This is a genomic window from Coprobacillus sp. AF33-1AC, assembly GCF_003475785.1.
GTDB lineage: Bacteria > Bacillota_I > Bacilli_A > Erysipelotrichales > Coprobacillaceae > Faecalibacillus.
Genome location: NZ_QRQB01000031.1, coordinates 1 through 21,064 on the forward strand (window position 1 = coordinate 1; position 21,064 = coordinate 21,064).

The 21,064-nt window shown below is 30.9% G+C and carries 17 protein-coding genes and 1 riboswitch; of the genes, 16 read left to right on the plus strand and 1 reads right to left on the minus strand.

All coding sequences use genetic code 11. The annotated features are described in order from the left end of the window. Positions 1 to 75 precede the first annotated feature (75 nt). A complete protein-coding gene (locus tag DWZ53_RS09940; protein WP_118433997.1) occupies positions 76 to 1,266 on the minus strand; it encodes an acetate/propionate family kinase in 1,191 nt (396 codons plus the stop codon). Between the two features lie 108 nt (positions 1,267 to 1,374). Continuing rightward, a riboswitch (TPP riboswitch) is annotated at positions 1,375 to 1,473 on the plus strand. Positions 1,474 to 1,502: 29 nt separating this feature from the next. Here DWZ53_RS09940 and DWZ53_RS09945 point away from each other — a divergent pair. From DWZ53_RS09945 to nifJ, 16 genes are all read left to right on the plus strand, one after another. Continuing rightward, positions 1,503 to 2,024, plus strand: coding sequence for an ECF transporter S component (locus tag DWZ53_RS09945; protein WP_233541881.1), 522 nt, complete (start codon positions 1,503 to 1,505; stop codon positions 2,022 to 2,024). A gap of 92 nt (positions 2,025 to 2,116) precedes the next feature. Beyond that, entirely contained in the window at positions 2,117 to 2,650 is a 534-nt protein-coding gene (locus tag DWZ53_RS09950; RefSeq protein WP_118434001.1) for a DUF402 domain-containing protein, read from the plus strand. Positions 2,651 to 2,652: 2 nt separating this feature from the next. Next, positions 2,653 to 3,129, plus strand: a complete 477-nt coding sequence (gene tsaE, locus DWZ53_RS09955; protein WP_118434003.1) for a tRNA (adenosine(37)-N6)-threonylcarbamoyltransferase complex ATPase subunit type 1 TsaE — start codon at positions 2,653 to 2,655, stop codon at positions 3,127 to 3,129. Beyond that, complete coding sequence (gene tsaB / locus DWZ53_RS09960) at positions 3,098 to 3,703, plus strand: tRNA (adenosine(37)-N6)-threonylcarbamoyltransferase complex dimerization subunit type 1 TsaB (protein WP_118434005.1); 606 nt, start codon at positions 3,098 to 3,100, stop codon at positions 3,701 to 3,703. The genes tsaE and tsaB overlap by 32 nt, the downstream gene beginning before the upstream one ends. After that, positions 3,694 to 4,137, plus strand: a complete 444-nt coding sequence (gene rimI, locus DWZ53_RS09965) for a ribosomal protein S18-alanine N-acetyltransferase (protein ID WP_118434007.1) — start codon at positions 3,694 to 3,696, stop codon at positions 4,135 to 4,137. Before tsaB ends, rimI begins: the two co-directional genes overlap by 10 nt. 1 nt (position 4,138) lies before the next feature. Continuing rightward, positions 4,139 to 5,161: a tRNA (adenosine(37)-N6)-threonylcarbamoyltransferase complex transferase subunit TsaD gene (gene tsaD, locus DWZ53_RS09970; protein WP_118434009.1), complete on the plus strand. Its 1,023-nt coding sequence runs from the start codon at positions 4,139 to 4,141 to the stop codon at positions 5,159 to 5,161. 1 nt (position 5,162) lies between these two features. Further along, positions 5,163 to 5,792 (plus strand): redox-sensing transcriptional repressor Rex, encoded by a 630-nt coding sequence (locus DWZ53_RS09975; RefSeq protein ID WP_118434011.1) that lies wholly within the window; start codon positions 5,163 to 5,165, stop codon positions 5,790 to 5,792. A gap of 58 nt (positions 5,793 to 5,850) precedes the next feature. Continuing rightward, positions 5,851 to 7,236: an asparagine--tRNA ligase gene (asnS, locus tag DWZ53_RS09980; RefSeq protein WP_118434013.1), complete on the plus strand. Its 1,386-nt coding sequence runs from the start codon at positions 5,851 to 5,853 to the stop codon at positions 7,234 to 7,236. Between the two features lie 98 nt (positions 7,237 to 7,334). Further along, positions 7,335 to 8,813, plus strand: coding sequence for a metallophosphoesterase (locus DWZ53_RS09985; RefSeq protein WP_118434015.1), 1,479 nt, complete (start codon positions 7,335 to 7,337; stop codon positions 8,811 to 8,813). After that, positions 8,800 to 10,182, plus strand: a complete 1,383-nt coding sequence (locus tag DWZ53_RS09990; RefSeq protein WP_118434017.1) for a D-2-hydroxyacid dehydrogenase — start codon at positions 8,800 to 8,802, stop codon at positions 10,180 to 10,182. Before DWZ53_RS09985 ends, DWZ53_RS09990 begins: the two co-directional genes overlap by 14 nt. Before the next feature lie 59 nt (positions 10,183 to 10,241). Then, positions 10,242 to 11,828, plus strand: a complete 1,587-nt coding sequence (locus DWZ53_RS09995; protein WP_118434019.1) for a DEAD/DEAH box helicase — start codon at positions 10,242 to 10,244, stop codon at positions 11,826 to 11,828. Positions 11,829 to 12,006: 178 nt separating this feature from the next. Further along, on the plus strand, positions 12,007 to 14,673 hold the full coding sequence (gene ppdK, locus DWZ53_RS10000) for a pyruvate, phosphate dikinase (protein WP_118434021.1): 2,667 nt from the start codon (positions 12,007 to 12,009) through the stop codon (positions 14,671 to 14,673). An 81-nt stretch (positions 14,674 to 14,754) separates the two neighbouring features. After that, positions 14,755 to 15,756, plus strand: coding sequence for a DNA-processing protein DprA (locus DWZ53_RS10005; RefSeq protein WP_118434023.1), 1,002 nt, complete (start codon positions 14,755 to 14,757; stop codon positions 15,754 to 15,756). Beyond that, positions 15,749 to 16,354: a rhomboid family intramembrane serine protease gene (locus DWZ53_RS10010; protein ID WP_118434025.1), complete on the plus strand. Its 606-nt coding sequence runs from the start codon at positions 15,749 to 15,751 to the stop codon at positions 16,352 to 16,354. Before DWZ53_RS10005 ends, DWZ53_RS10010 begins: the two co-directional genes overlap by 8 nt. Before the next feature lie 49 nt (positions 16,355 to 16,403). Continuing rightward, the gene (galU, locus tag DWZ53_RS10015; RefSeq protein WP_118434027.1) at positions 16,404 to 17,303 is read left to right on the plus strand and encodes a UTP--glucose-1-phosphate uridylyltransferase GalU; all 900 of its coding nucleotides are present in this window, start codon (positions 16,404 to 16,406) and stop codon (positions 17,301 to 17,303) included. A 154-nt stretch (positions 17,304 to 17,457) separates the two neighbouring features. Beyond that, a complete protein-coding gene (gene nifJ, locus DWZ53_RS10020; protein ID WP_118434029.1) occupies positions 17,458 to 20,982 on the plus strand; it encodes a pyruvate:ferredoxin (flavodoxin) oxidoreductase in 3,525 nt (1,174 codons plus the stop codon). Positions 20,983 to 21,064 lie beyond the last annotated feature (82 nt).

Genomic DNA, 21,064 nt, shown 5'->3' on the forward strand with positions numbered 1-21,064 from the left:
AAAACCTATATCTTTATGTAAAGGTATAGGTTTGTCAACAATCTGAACACCTGTGGTATACACAGGTGTCATTTTTTATAAGTTTAATAATCTCTTTGTATCACGTGCGATAACTAATTCTTCATTAGTTGGAATAACATAGATTTTAACTTTACTATCTGGTGTAGAAATTAAACGATCGCCTTTTCCGTTTACGTTAGCGTCATCATCAATTTTAACACCTAATGCTTCTTCTAATAATTTACAAATTTCTTTTCTAGCAAAGAAAGAATTTTCACCAATACCTGCTGTAAAGCAAATAGCGTCAACGCCTCCTAAAGCAATGAAATAACGTCCAATATAAGCAATAACTCTTCTAAAGAAAATATCTAATGCTAATTGAGCTCTTTCGTTACCATTAGCAGCTGCATTTTGTACATCTCTAAAGTCACTAGACACACCAGATACACCTAGTAATCCAGATTCTTTATTTAACATACGAATAACTTCTTTCATATCTAATCCAACTTCTTCGATTAAATAGTCGATTACAGAAGGATCAACATCTCCTGAACGTGTTCCCATCATGATACCAGCTAAAGGAGTGAATCCCATAGATGTATTGATTGATTTACCATCTTTAACAGCACTTAAAGATCCACCAGCTCCTAAGTGAGCAACGATAATACGTGAATGTTCTGGATTTCCCATCATTTCACGACAACGTGAAGATACATAGAAATGACTTGTACCATGAGCACCATATTTACGTACTTTATTTTCTACATAATATTTATATGGAATTGGGTAAATATAACTTTTTGGTTCAAGTGTTTGGTGGAATGCAGTATCAAATACTGCAACTGCACCAGCGTTTGGGATAGCTTCTTTAAAAGCATAATATCCAGTTAAGTGAGCTGGATTGTGTAGAGGTGCTAATGATTTTAATTCATCAATTTTTGCTACAACATCTTCATCAATGACAACTGATTGATCGAAGTATGCACCACCTTGAACAACACGATGACCAACACCTTTGATTTCATTTAAATCATGAACGATTTCTTTTTTGATTAAAGTATCTAATAAAAGTTGAACAGCAACTTTATGATCTTTAATAGGTAAGATAGTTTGTTCTTTTTCTCCGTTATATTTAATAGTAAAAATAGAATCTTCTAAACCAATTCTTTCAATTACTCCAGAAGTGATAACTGATTCATCATCCATTTCAAATAATTGGAACTTTAATGATGAACTCCCTGCATTTACAGAAATAATTTTTGCCATATTTTTATAAAGCCTCCTTAATATATCGCTATTATAACACCATTCCTTAAAAAAACTATATAAAATAAACAAGATTTTATTGTTTTTATTGATAGTCAGTATATAATGGTTACTAGCCGGGGGCGCATGTGCTGAGATAGGTGAAAACCTTGTCCCTTAATATCTGATCTGGGTAATACCAGCGTAGAGAGAGCATCATGAATATATCTTTACTCCGGCAAGAAGGAGATAAAATGATGAAAAAAGAATTTGAATTAAGTACGAGAACCATGACTTATATGGCAATTTTCGCGGCATTACAAATTGTACTTGAGTATTGTACAAAAATTTATGAAATGCCAAAGGGAGGAAATATTGCTTTTTCATTGGTTCCAATTTTTTTATGTAGCTATTTAATGAATTGGAAATACGGTGTTGTTGTTTCTTTAGTAAGTTTAGGTGTACAATTTGCTTTGGGACTTGCTGTATTTTATGGTCCTTTATCAGTTATTTTTGATTACATTATTCCAATGGTATTAGTTGGTATGACAGGACTGATTCCTTTAGCACACTATAAACAATATGAAATTCCTGTAGGAATCATTGTGATGTGTGTGTTAAAAACAATTAGCCATTTACTTGCAGGGTGGTATGCTTTTGCAACACCATTAAAAGGAAATCTTACATATAATTTACCATACAATATAGGAACACTTATTGTTTGTTTTATATTATTTATGATTTTATATCCAAGATTAAAAAAAACTGTTCGTTTCTAAAATACTCTTATTAATAAGAGTATTTTTTTATGTCTTTCATTCAATTTTAAATTTGTGTATAATGATAATGTTATTAAGGAGATTAGAAGTATATGGATAATACTATCGTAGGAAAAAAAGTACTGATACATAGTTACAAACATGATGGTAGTATTCACCGTTGTTGGTCTAAAGGTCTTGTATTAGAAGAAACGGATGACCATTTTATTGTTATTAATAATAGAACATTAGTAACGGAATCTGATGGAAGAATGTGGCATACAAGAGAACCGGCTATTTGGTATTTACCTAAAAATAAATGGTATAATGTCATTTGTATGATTAGAAAAACAGGTGTTTATTATTATTGTAATATTGCTTCACCTGCATTATATGATGGCGAAGCATTAAAATATATTGATTATGATTTAGATTTAAAGGTGTTTCCAGATCATAATTATCGTATTCTAGATGAAGAAGAATATCGTCAACATGCTAGAATGATGGGATATAGTGAACGATTAGATGAAATTTTATGGAAACAACTAGATGTTTTAATTGAAGTTGCTAAAGCACAAAAAGGACCATTTAGTGAATCATTTACTAAAGATTGGTATCATTTTTATCAAGATTTAAAAGAGGGATAAATATGAAAGCAAAAATAAAATTAGATTGTCAAGAAGATACAATTTCTTTAGGAAAAATAATTGGTAAGTTAGTTAAAGCACATAGTTTAATTACTTTAAGTGGTGATTTAGGTGCTGGTAAAACAACTCTAACAAAAGGAATTGGACAAGGATTGGGAATCAAAAGAGTTATTAATTCACCAACTTTTACTATTTTAAAACAATATCAAGGACGTTTAAATTTATCACATTTTGATGTCTATCGTCTTGAAGGACAAGATGATGAATTAGGTTTTGAGGAGATTTTTGATAGTGATGATGTATGTGTTGTCGAATGGTCACAATTTATTGAAAATATTTTACCTCATGAACGTTTAGAAATTATTTTGAATCATGAAGAAAATGGACGTACATGTATTATGCATCCAATTGGTCAAAGATATGAAGAATTGGTAAAGGAGATAATAAATGAAAACAATTGTAATGGATACATCGAATAAATATCTTGTTATTGCATTGTATGATCAAGGACAATGTTTAGATGTAATTCAAGAAGAGGGAAATCGACGTCAGTCAGAATATGCTATTGTTTATTTGGGAAAACTTTTAAATCGTCATCATTTAAAGGTAAAAGATTTTGGCGAAATGATCATAACAATTGGTCCTGGTTCTTATACTGGTGTACGTGTTGCTTTAACAATTGCTAAGACATTAGCTACAACTACATCTATAAAGATTAAAACAATTTCTTCTTTAAAAGCTTATGCAGGATATGATGAAGTAATAAGTGTATTGGATGCTAGAAGTCATAAAGTGTTTGTGGGTGTTTATCAAAATGGTCATGATTTAATTAAAGAAAAGATGATTGATATTGATGAATTTGATCAGTTAATGCAATTATATCCAAATTTTAAGGTTGTAGGAGATTGCGATTTAGTTAATCAAGTGCAAAGTGAAGTTAATTTAGCACAAAATATGTATCAATTAGCTAAAAGTGAGTCTTATGTAGAAGATATTGATAATTTAGTACCTGTTTATTTAAAATCAGTAGAGGCTAAAAAAATATGCAAATAAGAAAAATGAAAGTGGATGATCTTGATGAAGTTACTTATTTAGAACAACTATTATTTTCATCACCGTGGTCTAAAGAGGACTTTATTTATGAAATAAATACGAATCCTTTTGGACATTATGTTGTTATTGAAAATGAAAAACAAATTGTTGGTTATTTAGGAATGTGGCTAATGGGAGATCAAAGTCAAATTACAACAATTGGAGTAAATCAAGAAATGCAAGGACAAGGCTATGGAAGTCAATTAATGCAGTATGCCATTGATTTAACTTGTCAAAGAAAATATCATAATATTAATTTAGAAGTGCGTGTATCTAACATGGGTGCTATTCATTTATACGAAAAATATGGTTTCAAAAATGTAGCGTTACGAAAAAATTATTATGAAGATACACACGAAGATGCTTATTTAATGATTAAGGAAATGGAGGTATAGTATGTCACTATTGTTAGCTATAGAATCAAGTTGTGATGAAATGGCTATGGCTGTACTTAAAGATCAAAGAGAATTTTTAAGTAGTGTTGTTGCCAGTCAAATTGATATTCATGCAATGTACGGAGGCGTTGTGCCAGAAATTGCAAGTCGTAAACATGTAGAATGTGTTTCGCTTGTGTTGAAGGAAACTTTACAACAGGCTCATGTTACAATGGAACAGATTGATGCGATTTGTGTTACTAAAGGTCCGGGGCTTGTAGGATCATTGCATATTGGATTACAAGTTGCTAAGACTTTAGCATTAGCCTTTGATAAACCGCTTATAGGAGTTCATCATATTGCAGGACATATTTATGCCAATAATTATGAAAAAGATATTGTTTATCCGGCACTATGTTTAGTTGTGAGTGGCGGACATACAGAGTTAGTTTATATGAAAAGTCCTTTTTCATTTGAAGTGATTGGGGAAACACTTGATGATGCGGTTGGTGAGGCATACGATAAGGTTGGTAGAGTTTTAGGACTTCCTTATCCAGGAGGACCAATTATAGATCAATTAGCCTTTCAAGGTAAACCACAATATACTTTGCCAAAGCCATTAGATGATGATAGTTATAATTTCAGTTTTAGTGGATTAAAATCAGCAGTCATTAATTTGGCACATAATATGACACAAAGGCATGAAGAAATGAATCATGAAAACTTGGCTTATAGTTTTCAAAATGTTGTTGTTGATGTTTTAGTAAATAAAACAATAAAGGCTGCTAAAGAATATCACGTTAAAGAAATTATGCTTGCTGGTGGGGCAAGTGCAAATAAAGGTTTAAGACAAAAAATTAAAGAAGAAGTTGACAAGATGCCAGGGGTGATACTTTCATTGCCACCAATGTCATGTTGTACAGATAATGCAATGATGATTGCTTTAGCAGGGAAAGTTATGTATGATCATCATTTGTTTAGTGATTTGTCATTGGGGATTAAACCTCATCTTGATTTAGAATTAGAATCGATTGAGGAGGAATAATATGGATAAAAAGATTTCAAAAGCAACAATGTCACGTTTTCCGGTTTATTTAAAAGCTTTAAGAAAAATGCAACATGAAGGAAAAGAAACGTGTTTGTCAAGTGAATTATATGAAACAACTGGAATTCAAGATACAACTATAAGACGAGACTTTACATATCTTTCAAAGACAGACAATTTTGGAAGACGCGGTAAAGGATATGATGTTAAACATCTTATTGATGGTTTAAGTGAAGTGCTTGGATTAGGTCTTGAAGAACCTATTATTTTAATTGGGGTTGGTAATTTAGGAAGTGCTATTTTAAAATATAATCGTTGGCAATATACAGTTGGTAAAATTGTGTGTGGCTATGATATGGATAAAAATAAGGAAGGGGAAAGATTTGGTGTTAAATTAAATCATATTGATGATTTAGAAGCTACTTTTCCTAAAGATTGTAAAATTGCAATTTTAGCTATATCAGAAAATGTGCAAAATACAGTAGATCGCCTTATGGATTTAGGTATTAAAGGAATTGTGGATTTTACACATAGTCATTTTACAGTACGACCAGGAGTAGAGGTACAAACGGTTGATGTTGTTGTAGCAATACAAGAATTAATTATAAAAATGCATTCAAATGATCAATAATGATTGATAAAGTGTGATTAATGTATATAATTAGTAGATAAGTTATAGGAGGGGACATATGTTTGAATTTATTACAGTAAGAGAATTATTTGAAATGTTTCTTGATGGTGATCAATCTCAATTAGAAGGAATTGAGTATGTTGAACTTCAAGGATGGGTTCGTACAAATAGAAATAATGGAAAAGTTGGTTTTATTGCTTTAAATGATGGAACTTATTTTAGAAATTTACAAGTTGTTTATATAGAAGAAGGGTTAGATAATTATCAAGAAGTGGCACATATTTCGACTGGTAGTGCTATTAAAGTTCTAGGTAAATTAAAATTAACACCTGAAGGAAAACAACCATTTGAAGTAGAAGCAACACAAGTTACAATTGAAGGAACTTGTGATGAAGATTTCCCATTACAAAAGAAAAGACATTCTTTTGAATATATGAGAGAAATACCACATTTAAGACCAAGAGCAAATACGTTCTATGCAATTTATCGTGTACGATCAGTATTATCAATGGCTATTCATGAATTTTTCCAAAATCAAGGATTTGTTTATGTTCATACACCAATTATTACTTCTAATGATGGTGAAGGTGCCGGAGAAATGTTTAGAGCAACGACAATTGATAATACAGAATTTGATAAGGATTTCTTTGGAAAGGAAGCATACTTAACAGTAACTGGGCAATTACATGTTGAAGCTTTTTGTATGGCATTTAGAGATGTTTATACATTTGGTCCTGCATTCCGTGCAGAAAATTCAAATACATCAAGACATGCAAGTGAATTTTGGATGATTGAACCTGAAATTGCTTTCGCTGATTTAGAAGATGATATGGATTTAATTGAAGATATGGTTAAATTCTGTATTGATTATGTATTAGAAAATGCTCCGGAAGAAATGAAATTCTTTGAATCAATGATTGATAAAGAATGTATTAAACGTATTAGTCATGTAAGAGATAGTGAATTTAAACGTATGACTTATACAGAAGCTATTGAATACTTAGAAAAAGCTGATGTTAAATTTGAAAATCCGGTATCATGGGGTATGGATTTAAATTCAGAACATGAACGTTATATTTGTGAAAAAATAGTAGGTGGTCCCGTCTTTTTAACAGATTATCCAAAAGAAATTAAAGCATTCTATATGCGTTTAAATGATGATGGAAAAACTGTTGCTGCTTGTGATTTACTTGTACCAGGAATTGGGGAATTAGTAGGTGGTTCTCAACGTGAAGAAAGATATGATGTTTTAGAAAAGATAATGGATGAAAAAGGAATGGCTAAAGAAGGACTACAATGGTATATGGATTTACGACGCTTTGGTGGATGTAAACATGCAGGATTTGGTCTAGGATTCGATCGTTTCTTAATGTATTTAACAGGAATGCAAAATATTAGAGATGTTGAACCATTCCCAAGAACACCTAGAAACCTTAAATTTTAATAGTTGAAGATAACATTGTTATCTTCTTTTTTATTCAGTTATAGAAAATAGGTTATCTAAAAAGTGAGATGGTGTATAATGTTTAAAGAGGTGAGAATATGAACTCATTAGATCTTTTAAATATTTATTATAATTTTATTTTTAATTACAATGAAATTTCATATAATCGTGCTTATGAAGATTTCCACACAACAGAATGTTTGAAAAAGTGGTTACAATCTTTTAATATTAATTTAAGTTTTTTCAATCAAGTAGATAATGAAAATTGGCAAATGTTTAAAAGGGCAAAATCATTAAAAAATGCTGATTTTTTATTTAAAACTGATTATGATCAGGAGTATAAATCTTTTTATCAAAAAGAAATAAGAAAATATCAAGTTGCTTTCTTACCGGCAATAGGGGATGAATTGTCAAAAAAAATAATTGATCGAAATTATGCATTAAAATATCAAAATGACTCTATCAGAGTTTTTTGTATTGATAAATTGGTTAAAAATAATGATTTTTCATTTTATGGACCTTTTCAATTGTTTTTAAATGCTTTGTTTCAAATTGATAATTGGCCGGGTATTTTTGTATTCAAAGAGCATTTATGGAATTTTATTCCTGTGAAAGATGAAAATGATATTCAAAATGTGTTTAAAAGAATTGAAAATCATACTATTTTTGATGACTTTAATTTTAATCATAATGATGGTTACTTCGTTCAGTTAAGTGATTTACACCTAGGAACAAAAAAGACGAATGAGGGAGTTGAGGTACTAAATGAAAGTTTAGATGAACTCTATCAACATTTGTATAGCCAACACCAAATAAAATATTTGATTACTGGTGATTTGATGAATTCACCAAATCGTAAGAATATGTATTTAGCTTCACAATTTATGAACCGTTTAAAAAAACAATATCATGGTGATGTAACATTTGTACTAGGAAATCATGATGTTATTGTTCATGGGTTAAATATTTTTAAAAAGCAAAAAGCAAAAGTTGTTGCTTATTTACTTGGTGAAAATATTAAGGTTTTAGAGCAAGAAAAAATAATAATTATTAAAATTGATTCAACCTCTGAAGGTAATTTGGCTCGTGGCAAAGTTGGTAAAATTAAATTAGATGAAATAGAGGAAGAATTAGCTTCAATTGAAAATTTAGATCAGTATACTTTGATAGCTATGATGCATCATCATTTAATTCCTATTAAAAAAGATGATTTTTTAAAGATTAAATGGAATGAAAAATTATTTATGGGTAAGCTGATGGATAGTTCAAAAGCTCTTGTTGATGCTAAAGAAGTTATTGAGTGGCTAGATGGGCATGGTGTTGATTATGTTTTCCACGGTCATAAGCATATTCCTTATGTAGGATTATTGAATTCTATGTATATTATTGCAGGAGGATCATCGTGTGGGGGCGGTGCTAAAGAAAGTAAGAGTAGATATTTAAGTTATAATGTATTAAAATACGATTATTCAACAAATAGATTTAAATACTGCTTTATTTTTTATGATGACTTAACCAAGCAAGAACGTCATCGTGTTAAAGTGAATTTTTTAGGAGGAAATTATGAAACTAGTTGATAAAATGAAAGATGAAAAATTAGGTACTGCACTACTTTATAACTTTACTAAAGGATATGGACATGTGCCAATGGATGTATATGATATTGTGTTACCTTTATTATTTGATGATTCTTTTAGAAAACATATTCAAGAAGCTTCATCTTTTGAAGAATGCTTACAAATGTGTCAAAGTGAAAATGCTCAGTTTTTTCAAAATATTCTTACTGATTATCAGGAAAGTAAAGAAATGACATCCAGAGCTCTAGGTATTTGCCTTTTAAATCAATATTTACGCTTTGAAGTTGAAGATGCACAAATGAAAGGAATTGCTAATGAAAGCAGTATTCTTGATCTAAATGAGGCAATTCGTTTAGGAGAAGAATTAAAAGGAAAAAATATAGATGAAATTTTAAAGTCTTTAAAAAAAAAGAAAATGAAAATAGTTTTTCTCGATAGAGAAACTGTAGGTCATGATTTAGATTTTCAGGAATTAATGGATTTAGGTGAAGTTTATATTTATGATCAAACAAAGAGAGAAGATATTGTATCAAGAATTCATGATGCACATATTGTCATTACTAATAAGCACATTTTAAATGAAGAAGTATTAAAACAAGCACCTTTGGTAGAACTTATATGTGTGACAGCAACAGGATACAATAATATTGATATTGATTATTGTCATCAACATCAAATTACTGTATGTAATGTGCAAGGCTATTCAACAAATAGTGTTGCTCAACATACGTTTGCACTATTACTAGATTTGTATGAAAAAAATCATTATTATCATAACTACGTTTCATCTGGGCAATATAGTTCTTCATCTTTGTTTACTCATTTTGAACAGCCATTCTATGAACTTGAGGGAAAAACATGGGGAATTGTTGGACTAGGTAACATTGGTAAAAAAGTTGCTCAAATCGCCAAAACATTTGGTTGCCATGTTGTTTATTATTCAACAAGTGGAAAGAATAATTCTAGTGAATACCAAAAAGTAGATTTTGATACTTTATTAAGTACATGTGATATTATTACAATTCATGCTCCTCTTAATAAGCAGACACATCATTTATTTAATAAAGAAGCCTTTGCTAAAATGAAAAAAACAAGTTATTTAATTAATGTTGGTCGTGGACCGATTATTAATGAAAATGATTTATATGAAGCTTTAAAAAATGATGTTATTGCAGGAGCAGGGTTAGATGTATTTGAACAAGAACCAATGGGTAAAGATAATCCTTTATTGGCAATTCAAAATCCAACAAAATTACTCATGACACCACATATTGCATGGGCGACTCAAGAAGCAAGAGCACGTTGTATTAAAGAAGTAATTGAAAATATTAAAGCTTATCAAATAAATAAACCAAGAAATGTATGCTAAACATACATTTTTTTCTTTTTTTGTGTTATACTTCATGAGCGTTAAGAAAAGGAGAAAGAATGGAAAACTTATTTGAAAAATTAGGATTAAGTCAAGATGTATTAAAAGCAATTAAGAATATGGGATTTGTTAAACCATCGCCAATTCAAGAAAAAGCAATACCTGAAGTATTAGGTGGTCATGATATCATTGGACAAGCTCAAACTGGAACAGGAAAAACATTAGCTTTTGGAAGTGCAATTTTATCAAAAATCAATGAATCACATGATTTACCCCAAGCATTGATTATTTCACCAACTCGTGAATTAGCAATGCAAATCAACGAAGAAATAAAAAGAATTGGGAAATATAAAGAATTAACTTATGTATGTGTTTATGGCGGAAGTGAAATTGAAAAACAAATTAAAATAATAAAAAAAGGCGTTGATGTGGTTATTGGTACACCTGGACGCATTATGGATTTAATGCGTAGAAAAGTATTAAAATTACAGGCTGTAGATTATGTTGTTTTAGATGAAGCGGATGAGATGTTAAAAATGGGCTTTGTTGAAGATGTTGAAACAATATTAGAAAAAACAAACTCTCATCGTCAAACTGTTTTGTTTTCAGCTACAATGCCTCAAGGAATTAAAAAAATTGCTAAAAAATATATGAAAGAAGACTATCAACATATAGCCATTAAACAAAAAACACAAACAGCGACAACAGTTAAACAATATTATTATGAGGTAAAAGAAAAAGACCGTTTTGAAACACTTTGTCGTTTAATAGATGTTTCACAGGTTCAAACAGGTATTATTTTTTGCCGAACTAAAAGAAGTGTTGATGAAGTTGTAGAACTGATGCAAAAGGCTAACTATAGTGTAGAAGCGATGCATGGTGACTTAAATCAAAATCATAGAATGAACACATTAAGGAAATTAAAAACAGGGGCTATTCAGTTTTTAGTAGCGACTGATGTCGCCGCAAGGGGAATTGATGTTGAAAATGTAAGTCATGTTATTAATTATGGATTACCTCAAGAAGTAGAAGCATATGTTCATCGTATTGGTCGTACTGGTAGAGCTAATAAAAAAGGGATTGCTTATACTATTATTTCTCCTCGTGATCATTCATTTTTAAAGCAAATTGAAAAAGAAACACACTCTACTATTGAAAAAGGAGTGATTCCTACATTAACAGAAATAAAAATGAACAAAGTAAATCGTATTTTATCACAAGCAGAAGATGAAATATTTCAAGGACATCATAAAAAGTTTAAATCTATTGTAAATGAAATTGATGAAACGATGCTCCCGGATTTTACAGCTGCCTTAATTCAACTTGTCTATCACCAACAAACAGGATATGCCTATACTAAAGAAACAATTACTACACCTAGAAAAAAGAAAAAGGGAGCAAGTGAAGGTTTTGTAAGATTATTTGTCACTGCAGGAACGATGGATAAAGTAAAAAAAGGGGATATTATTGATTTCTTTGTAGAAAAGGCAAATGTTAATCGAGAGGATATTCAAGGAATTGATATAAAAAGAAAATTTACTTTTGTCAATATTAGAGAAAATCAAATTGAAAAGGTTTTACGAAATTGTCAAAAAGAAAAAATACATAATCGACGTATTGAAATAGAAGTTGCTAATCAAAAATAAAGTGTCTCTAAACAAATAAAGACACTTTATTTTTATTTAATTAAAAGTCTGCTAAAAAGGTATATATTAAGCAGATTATTTTCATATCTTTGGAAAAGAAAATGATGATTTAACTTGAATGTAAACGCTAACAAGTATATAATTAATTTATGAGTTATTTCTAAGGAGGATTAGTTTAATGAAGAAATACGTTTATATGTTTAGTGAAGGTAATGAAATGATGCGTGATCTTCTTGGAGGTAAAGGAGCAAACTTAGCTCAAATGGTAAATTTAGGTTTACCTGTACCACAAGGGTTCACTGTAACAACAGAAGCATGTAATGAATATTATGCAGATGGACAAATCATCAATGAAACAATGAAAAAACAAATTGATGAAGCATTAGAAAGACTAGAAAAATTAGCTGGTAAAAAACTTGGAGGATTAGATAATCCATTATTAGTTTCTGTACGTTCTGGAGCTAAATTCTCAATGCCAGGTATGATGGATACAATTTTAAATTTAGGATTAAATGATGAAACAGTTGAAGTTGTAGCAAAACAAACTGATAATCGCCGTTTTGCATTTGATAGTTATCGTCGTTTTATTCAAATGTATTCAGATGTTGTATGTGAAATTGATAAAGAATTATTTGAAGCAAAATTAACAGCATTAAAAAATAATAATGGATATGAAAGTGATTTGGATATCACTGCAGAGGATTTTGAAAATATTATTATTCCTCAATACAAAGAAATTTTTAAAGAACAATTAGGACGTGATTTTCCACAAGATGCAAAAGAACAATTAATGGGTGCTGTATTAGCTGTATTTAGATCATGGAATAATGACCGTGCTATCATCTATCGTAATTTAAACGGTATTCCTCATGATTTAGGAACTGCTGTAAATGTTCAACAAATGGTATTTGGTAATATGGGTAATGATTCAGGAACTGGGGTTTTATTTACTCGTAATGCTGCTAATGGTGATAATCATATTTATGGTGAATACTTAATTAACGCACAAGGTGAAGATGTTGTTGCAGGTATTCGTACACCACAAAAAATTGATCGTTTAGCAGAAGATATGCCTGAAATTTATAAACAATTAGTAACAATTGTTAAAGGATTAGAAAAACATTATAAAGATATGCAAGACTGTGAATTTACAGTTGAAAACGGAAAATTATATTTATTACAAACAAGAAATGGTAAACGTACTGGAAAAGCCGCATTAAAGATTGCTGTAGATTTAGTACATGAAGGACTAATCAATAAATACGAAGCAATGACTCGTATTGAACCTGATCAAGTAAGTCAATTACTTCATCCTAACTTTACTGCTGAAGCATTAAAACAAGCTACTCCTATTCTTGAAGGGTTACCTGCTTCACCAGGTGCTGGTGCAGGTAAAGTTTACTTAACTGCAGAAAAAGTTCATGAAAAAGCTGTAGCTGGTGAAAAAGTTGTTTTAGTGAGACATGAAACTTCACCAGAAGATATCCAAGGTATGGTTGATTGTGAAGGTATTTTAACTTCTACAGGTGGTATGACAAGCCATGCAGCCGTTGTTGCTCGTGGTATGGGTAAATGCTGTATTGTTGGTGCTAAAGCATTATCAATTGATTATGATGCTGGTACTTTTACAATTGATGGAAAAACTTATCCAGAAGGAACTGAAGTATCATTAGATGGATCTACTGGTAAAGTATATATGGGTGTTTTAGATTCTGAAGAGTCAGAATTAACTGGTGATTTTGCAGAATTAATGTCATGGGCTGATGAAATTAAACGTTTGGAAGTACGTGCAAATGCTGATAGCCCACGTGATGCCGCAGTAGCTATTAAATTTGGTGCTGAAGGTGTTGGTTTATGTAGAACTGAACATATGTTCTTTGAAGGTGATCGTATTGAATATGTGAGAGAAATGATTTTAGCTGACACTGTTGAAGAACGTATTAAAGCATTAGATGAATTATATAAATTCCAAGTTGAAGATTTTAGAGGAATCTATCGTGCAATGGTTGGATTACCAGTAACAGTACGTTTATTAGATCCACCACTTCATGAATTCTTACCTCATACAGATGAAGAATATCAAGCTGTTGCTGATAAACTTGGAAAAACTTTAGAAGAAGTTAAAGCAAAAGGTGCTTCATTAAAAGAAGTCAATCCAATGTTAGGACATCGTGGTTCTCGTTTAGCAGTAACATATCCAGAAATTTACAATATGCAAGTCAAAGCAATTGTTGATGCTGCTATTGATGTTGAAAGAGAATTAGGATGTACAATTGTTCCTGAAATCATGTTACCATTAATTGGTAGTGAATCAGAAATTACTTATGTTAAAAATAACGTAACAAAAGCTATAGATGCTGCTATTATGGCTAAAAATGCTAAAATTGAATATAAGATTGGTACAATGATTGAAATTCCTAGAGCTGCATTAACTGCTGATCAAATTGCTAAACATGCTGAATTCTTCTCATTTGGTACAAACGACTTAACTCAAATGACATTTGGATTCTCACGTGATGATGTTGGTTCATTCTTACCAGAATACATTAAACGTAAAGTTATTCAAGTTGATCCTTTTGTTTCATTGGATCAAAGTGGTGTTGGTCAATTAATTCAAATGGCAGCAGAAAAAGGACGTAGTGTTCGTCCAAATATTAAATTAGGTATTTGTGGTGAACACGGTGGAGATCCTGAATCAATTAAATTCTGTCATAAAACTGGATTAACTTATGTTTCTTGTTCACCATACCGTGTATTAATTGCACGTTTGGCTGCTGCTCAAGCTGCTGCTGAAGAAATTATCATTGAACATAATAATGATAAAATCACAGTACAAGATAAATAATTAAAATGGTATCGCAAGATACCATTTTTTTTATGCTTGTTTTATAGTATAATAACTGTATATGTGGAAAGGCGGAGCGTTATGGATAAGATTAAACTTAATTTAGATAGTATCGCTACCCTTTTATTTTGTTGTGATTTAAAAGCTTTTGATGAGGTTCCATTAACTATTGAAGAGTGGTACCAAGTTGAAAAAATTTTAAAAATGCATGGAATGAAGGGACCTGCAGATTTATTTGGGTTATCAAGTGATGAATTACTAGAAATGCTAAATATACCTGAGTTTATTGTTTATAAAATGGAACAGCGTCGAAAAAAACTTAGTTTTATGTTGAATTTGTTGCATGATTTAGAAAATAAAGGCATTAATATAATGACAAAATATGATGATCATTATCCTCAATTATTAGTCAAATCAATGAAAAAAAGAGCACCTGTATATATGTATTACAAAGGTGATATGAGCCAATATACTGCAGGAATTTCAATATGCGGTTTAAATGAACTTGAACATAAAGATGGGACATACATAAAAAGAATTGTGGATAAAGTTATTGAAGAAAAAAAATACTATGTTTCTAATGATGGAAAAGGTGTGGATAAGGCAGCACTTCAATATGCTTTAAGAAACGGATGTTCTGTTGTTATATTTGTTTGCAAAAATATGATTGAAAAAATGAACAAATATAAAAGATACATAAAAAATGGGCAACTTGTTATATTGAGTGCAGTTGATCCAAACTCTGTGTTTGATATTACCCATGCTATTGATAGAAACAGTTACGTTTGTGGTTTATCTAAATATCAAATTATTATATCAAGTAAAATAAATAATGGTGCAACTTGGTTTACTGCACTACAAAATATGCATCATCATTGGGTTGATCCACTTGTTCTAGATAACCAATATATGGGTAATCAGAGATTATTAGAAATGCAAGCGACACCTTTATATATAAAAGATGTTTTATCAACGGCTAGTTTTGAAATGATTTATAAAAATAATCAAAAAAATATTGAAGTTAATGAAGTCAATATTGATCAAATGTCTATATTTGAATTTATAGGAGAACCTCATGTTTAGAAATATAAAAAACTATCCTATAACAGCTTTACTGATAGGAGTATGTGTTATTGTATTTTTATATACTACTTTATTTTATGGTATAGATATGAATGCTTATCAAGGCTTACAAGCAGGAGGAATGAATCCGGTTTATGTTATCCATTTCAAACAATATTATCGTTTGATTACGGCTAATTTTATTCATTTTGGATTAATGCATTTATTTTGTAATGTGTATTCATTGTATAATTTAGGGTGTGTTATGGAACTTATTCTTGAAATGAAACGATATGTTTTAGTGATTATTATTTCAATGTTAGCAACAACAGGAATACCTTGCTTGTTATACTTATTGAATGGTACGGGAATGTATTCGATTATGGGAGGTATTTCTGGTGTTATTTTTGGACTAATTGGATCATTGTGTGCATTAGCTTTAATTTATAAAGATGTATATTATAATTTGTTTAGACAAATTTTATCAAGTTTATTATTGATGCTATTTATATCATTTGCGATTCCTTCTATTTCGTTAGTAGGACATGTAAGTGGATTTATTGGTGGGTTTGTAACAACGATTTTGATAAGTAAATTTTGCCCATTATATAAATGGTAAAGATAATACCAAAGTTATTATATAAAAAGATTATACAAGGAGAAAAATAATGAAAAATTTAAAAGTAAGAAAAGCAATTATTCCTGCTGCTGGTTTAGGAACGAGATTTTTACCAGCAACAAAGGCGATTGCTAAAGAAATGTTGCCTATTGTAGATATCCCAACAATACAATATATTATTCAAGAAGCTGTTGACAGTGGGATTGAAGAAATTTTAATAATTACTAACAGTAATAAACATGCGATGGAAAATCATTTTGATAAAAATTATGAATTGGAAGCAAGACTTACAGAATCTGGGAAATTAGAACAAGTCAAAATGATTCAAGATATTGCAAATATGGCAAATATTTATTATATTCGTCAAAAAGAGCCGAAAGGATTGGGTCACGCCGTATTATGTGCAAAATCGTTTATCGGCGATGAACCTTTCGCTGTATTACTTGGTGATGATGTTGTGGTTAATAAGGAAGGGAATCCTGCTTTAAAGCAACTTATTGATGCTTATGAAAAAACATCGGCTTCTGTAGTGGGAGTACAAACAGTGCCTAAAGCAGATGTTAACAAATACGGAATCGTAGAGCCTTCAAAATCACATCCGGCTAAAGGACGTTTAGTGAAATTGACAGATATGGTTGAAAAGCCAAAAGTAGAAGAAGCACCTAGTCAATTGGCAGTTTTAGGACGCTATGTTTTAACACCTGAAATTTTTGACTTGTTAGAAACACAAGGAAAAGGTGCTGGCGGAGAAATTCAATTGACTGATGCAATTAAAAGATTATTAGATCGCCAAGCAGTGTACGCTTATGATTTTGAAGGAAATAGATATGATGTTGGAGATAAATTTGGATTTATTAAAGCTACGATTGATTTTTCGTTAGACCGAGAAGAATTACATGATAAAGTATTGAATTATATTCAAAGTCTTGTGGCAAACGAAAATAAATAAAAAAATTGTTTTTCAAAGATAGAAATCATAATTTCTATCTTTTTGTTTGTAATAATCGAATAAAATTGAATTTTATGTTTTGACTCATGAATATATAGCAAATAATTCATGAAAGTAGTATAATGTTTATATGCAAAAAAGGAGGATTTTTAAAATGGCTAAAAAGTTTTTATCAATGGATGGTAATACTGCAGCTGCGCATGTTGCCTATGCGTTTACAGAAGTTGCTAGTATTTATCCAATTACACCTTCGTCACCAATGGCTGAAAATGCTGAAACTTGGGCTGCTCAAGGTAAAAAGAATTTATTTGGTTCGCCCGTAAATGTTATTGAAATGCAGTCAGAGGCAGGTGCAGCAGGTGCTGTCCATGGTGCATTACAAGGTGGAGCACTAGCGACTACATTTACTGCTTCACAAGGTTTATTATTAATGATTCCTAATTTATATAAAATTGCAGGGGAATTATTACCAGGTGTTTTCCACGTATCAGCTCGTGCATTAGCTACTCGTTCGTTAAATATCTTTGGAGATCATCAAGATATCTATGCATGTCGTCAAGTAGGAATACCAATGATTTGTTCACACTCTGTTCAAGAAGTTATGGACTTAGCTGGTGTAGCGCATTTAACTGCGATTAAGGCATCTGTACCAGTTATGCATTTCTTTGATGGATTTAGAACATCACACGAAATTCAAAAAGTTGAAGTAATGGATTATGAAGATCTAAATAAATTATTAGATCGTGAAGCGTTGGCTCGTTTTAAGAAAAATGCACTAAATCCACACATTAATCCTATTGAACGTGGTGGTGCTGAAAATGATGATATTTATTTCCAAGGTAGAGAAGCACAAAATAAACATTATGATGCAGTTGTAGAAATTGCTGCTGATTACATGAATAAGATTTCAGAAATCACAGGAAGGAATTATGCACCATTTACTTATTATGGGGCACCTGATGCAACAAGAATTATTATTGCAATGGGGTCTGTTACTGAAACAATTAAAGAAACAATTGATGAAATGAACCGCTTGGGGGATAGAGTAGGTTTAATTAAAGTTCATCTATATCGTCCTTTCTCAGCTAAATATTTATTAAAAGTATTACCTGAAACTGTAGAAAAAGTTGCAGTTTTAGATCGTACTAAAGAAATGGGAGCAACAGGGGAACCATTATACTTAGATGTATGTAGTGTTTTAAAAGATGTTAAACATGTCACAACAATTATTGGTGGACGTTATGGTATGGGGTCTAAGGATACAACTCCTAGACAAATTAAAGCTGTTTATGATCATTTATTAGATGAACATCCATTTACATCATTTACAATAGGAATTAACGATGATGTTACTCACTTATCATTGAAAGAAGATCCAACATTTAAAGTAAGTGCTGACTACACTGCATGTTTATTCTATGGTTTAGGATCTGATGGTACTGTTTCTGCAAATAAATCATCTATTAAAATTATTGGAGATCATACTGATTTATATTCACAAGCTTATTTTGCTTATGATAGTAAAAAAGCGGGTGGAGCAACTCGTTCTAATTTAAGATTTGGTCATACACCAATTCGTGCTACTTATTATGTAAATAATGCAGACTTTATTTCATGTTCTTTAGATAATTATGTCATTAAATATGATATGTTAAAGAATTTAAAGGATGAAGGTACATTCTTATTAAATACTGAATTCGATAAAGATCATATTGTTGATTATTTACCAAATCGTGTTAAAAAACAATTGGCAGATAAAAATGCAAAATTCTATATTATTAACGCTAATAAAATTGCTAATGAAATTGGTATGGGACGTCGTACAAACACAATTTTACAATCAGCATTCTTTGCGTTAAATCAACAAATTTTACCAATTGATCAAGCTGTTGAATATATGAAAGAAATGGCTAAGAAAACATACAGTAAAAAAGGCGATGCTATTGTTCAATTAAACTATAAAGCAATTGATGCTGGAAAAGATGCTCTTGTTGAAGTAGCTGTTGATCCATCTTGGTCTCAATTGACAGTAAATCAAGCAAGAAAGTCAACTGGAGATGAACATTTTGACAGCTTTGTTTCTGTAATTAACAGTCTAGATGGATATGATTTACCTGTAAGTGCATTTATGGATAAACTAGACGGTTCTATGAAATCAGGCGTAGCTATTAAAGAAAAACGTGCAATTGCGACAATGGTTCCACGTTGGAATAAAGATAACTGTATTCAATGTAATAACTGTGTTATGGTTTGTCCTCATGCAACAATTCGTGCATTCTTAATTGATGATGAAGAGATGCAATCATTACCTGAAGATATTAGTAATGATGTATTAAAACCAATGGGAAAAAATGTTGATGGTTTAGTTTATCGTATTCAAGTATCGCCAGATAACTGTGTAGGATGTGGATTGTGTGTAACTGAATGTCCAGGTAAAAAAGGTGAAAAAGCACTTGAAATGGTTCATGTTAAAGAAGAATTAAAACATGCTCCATTAGCTGACTATATGTATGAAAACGTTCAATATCGTGATGATCGTTATCCTAAGACAACAGCAAAAGGTGTAGGTTTCATGAGACCTTATTTTGAAGTTTCAGGAGCTTGCGGTGGATGTGGTGAAACACCATATTATCGTTTGGCATCTCAATTATTTGGTAAAGATATGATGATTGCAAACGCAACAGGATGTAGTTCAATTTATTCTGGATCAACTCCATCAACACCATGTACTGTTGATAAAAATGGTAATGGTCCTGCTTGGGCTAACTCATTATTTGAAGATAATGCAGAATATGGATTTGGTATGAAACTTGCTGATAATTATAATGTTTCAACAATGTTACGTATTATGGAAGAAAATAAAGATAACGTTGAACCAGAATTGAAAGATGTTTTAGATGAATATATTTCAATCAAAGGTGATCGTGAAAAAGAAAGAGAATTAGCTCCTAAGATTACAGAATTAGTTAAAGCATCATCTAATGAAGCGATTAAAGAAGTATTGCACTACGAAGGAGAGTTTGTAAGTAAATCACAATGGATTATTGGTGGTGATGGATGGGCTTATGACATCGGTTATGGCGGAGTAGACCATGTATTAGCTAATAATCAAAATGTAAATATTTTAGTTCTTGATACTGAAGTATATTCTAATACTGGAGGTCAATCATCTAAATCTTCACAAGCTGGATCTATTGCTAAGTTTACAGCAAGTGGTAAAAAGGTTGCTAAAAAAGATTTAGCACAAATTGCAATGGCTTATGGACATGTATATGTTGCACAAGTTGCTATGGGTGCAAATAGTGCGCAAACAATTAAAGCATTCAAAGAGGCAGAAAGTTATGATGGACCATCATTAATTATTGCTTATGCACCATGTAATGAACATGGAATTAAAGGTGGATTACAAAATCATCAACATCAACAAAGAGAAGCTGTTAAATGTGGATATTTTAACTTGTTAAGATATGATCCTAGATTAGAAGCTGAAGGTAAGAACCCATTACAATTAGATTCTAAAGAACCTGATTTCACTAAATTCAAAGATTTCTTATTAAGTGAAAACAGATTCGCTCAACTAGGAAAAGTTAATCCAGAACACGCAAGTGATTTAATGGATAAATGTGAACAAGATGCTAAAAAACGTCGTAATCGTTTAGATGTTATGGCAAGCGAATAATTATTGGTTTAAGAAGAGTTCGATTATTTGAACTCTTTTTTTATTTAATTTAAAGAAAACACTTTACAAAGGCAAGAAAAGA

Bases quoted from the DNA above. Each gene is read 5' to 3' on its own strand.
- DWZ53_RS09940 (WP_118433997.1), bottom strand. From the start codon at position 1,266: ATGGCAAAAATTATTTCTGTAAATGCAGGGAGTTCATCATTAAAGTTC.
- DWZ53_RS09945 (WP_233541881.1), top strand. From the start codon at position 1,503: ATGAAAAAAGAATTTGAATTAAGTACGAGAACCATGACTTATATGGCA.
- DWZ53_RS09950 (WP_118434001.1), top strand. From the start codon at position 2,117: ATGGATAATACTATCGTAGGAAAAAAAGTACTGATACATAGTTACAAA.
- tsaE (WP_118434003.1), top strand. From the start codon at position 2,653: ATGAAAGCAAAAATAAAATTAGATTGTCAAGAAGATACAATTTCTTTA.
- tsaB (WP_118434005.1), top strand. From the start codon at position 3,098: ATGAAAACAATTGTAATGGATACATCGAATAAATATCTTGTTATTGCA.
- rimI (WP_118434007.1), top strand. From the start codon at position 3,694: ATGCAAATAAGAAAAATGAAAGTGGATGATCTTGATGAAGTTACTTAT.
- tsaD (WP_118434009.1), top strand. From the start codon at position 4,139: ATGTCACTATTGTTAGCTATAGAATCAAGTTGTGATGAAATGGCTATG.
- DWZ53_RS09975 (WP_118434011.1), top strand. From the start codon at position 5,163: ATGGATAAAAAGATTTCAAAAGCAACAATGTCACGTTTTCCGGTTTAT.
- asnS (WP_118434013.1), top strand. From the start codon at position 5,851: ATGTTTGAATTTATTACAGTAAGAGAATTATTTGAAATGTTTCTTGAT.
- DWZ53_RS09985 (WP_118434015.1), top strand. From the start codon at position 7,335: ATGAACTCATTAGATCTTTTAAATATTTATTATAATTTTATTTTTAAT.
- DWZ53_RS09990 (WP_118434017.1), top strand. From the start codon at position 8,800: ATGAAACTAGTTGATAAAATGAAAGATGAAAAATTAGGTACTGCACTA.
- DWZ53_RS09995 (WP_118434019.1), top strand. From the start codon at position 10,242: ATGGAAAACTTATTTGAAAAATTAGGATTAAGTCAAGATGTATTAAAA.
- ppdK (WP_118434021.1), top strand. From the start codon at position 12,007: ATGAAGAAATACGTTTATATGTTTAGTGAAGGTAATGAAATGATGCGT.
- DWZ53_RS10005 (WP_118434023.1), top strand. From the start codon at position 14,755: ATGGATAAGATTAAACTTAATTTAGATAGTATCGCTACCCTTTTATTT.
- DWZ53_RS10010 (WP_118434025.1), top strand. From the start codon at position 15,749: ATGTTTAGAAATATAAAAAACTATCCTATAACAGCTTTACTGATAGGA.
- galU (WP_118434027.1), top strand. From the start codon at position 16,404: ATGAAAAATTTAAAAGTAAGAAAAGCAATTATTCCTGCTGCTGGTTTA.
- nifJ (WP_118434029.1), top strand. From the start codon at position 17,458: ATGGCTAAAAAGTTTTTATCAATGGATGGTAATACTGCAGCTGCGCAT.